This is a genomic window from Streptomyces sp. SID13726, assembly GCF_010548375.1.
Taxonomy (GTDB): Bacteria; Actinomycetota; Actinomycetes; order Streptomycetales; family Streptomycetaceae; genus Streptomyces.
Genome location: NZ_JAAGLY010000191.1, coordinates 1 through 572, shown reverse-complemented (window position 1 = coordinate 572; position 572 = coordinate 1). Strand labels below are relative to the sequence as shown.

Sequence of the window (572 nt, the reverse complement as noted above, 5' to 3'; positions counted from 1 at the left end):
GGGCCGGCACTGTGGCCTGCACATACCTCCCGCTGAGGGGCCTCGCCGATCGACGACCTCCGGAGTACCAAGGGTACGACTCCGCCACGCCATCCCCGAGGGGTTTTCCACCGCCCGCCCCCGGCCCCGTCCCGGCCGGATCCGCCGCGGTCAGACCGGGTGGCGGAAGCCGATGGTCGGGACCGCCCGGCGCCGGGACGCCGGCTCCCCGCCCGGCGGGACCAGCGCGTCCAGGAAGCCGTAGCGCGGCCGCAGGGACTCCGCGGCCGTGCGCCACCAGTGGGCCACCTCCGGCCAGCCCGGGGCCGACAGGGAGCCGCCGAACTCCTGGACCGACAGGGCCGCCGTCAGGCCCGCGAAGGCCAGCCGGTCCGCCAGCGGCCAGCCCGCCAGGGTGCCGGTCACGAAGCCCGCCACGTAGACGTCCCCCGCCCCCGTCGGATCCAGCTCCTCCACCGCGATCCCGGGGACCTCCGCGGTCTCCCCGGTCCGCCCGTCCACCGCGTACGAGCCCTCCGAGCCCATCGTCACCACCGCGACCGGCACCTTCTCGGCCAGCGCCCGGGCCGCGG

At 77.4% G+C, this 572-nt stretch carries 1 protein-coding gene; it reads right to left on the bottom strand.

The window, feature by feature from the left end; genetic code table 11:
- Nucleotides 1-150: 150 nt before the first annotated feature.
- Nucleotides 151-572 (bottom strand): PfkB family carbohydrate kinase (locus G3I78_RS47100; protein ID WP_239158464.1); only part of this gene is annotated, 422 nt, incomplete at its 5' end.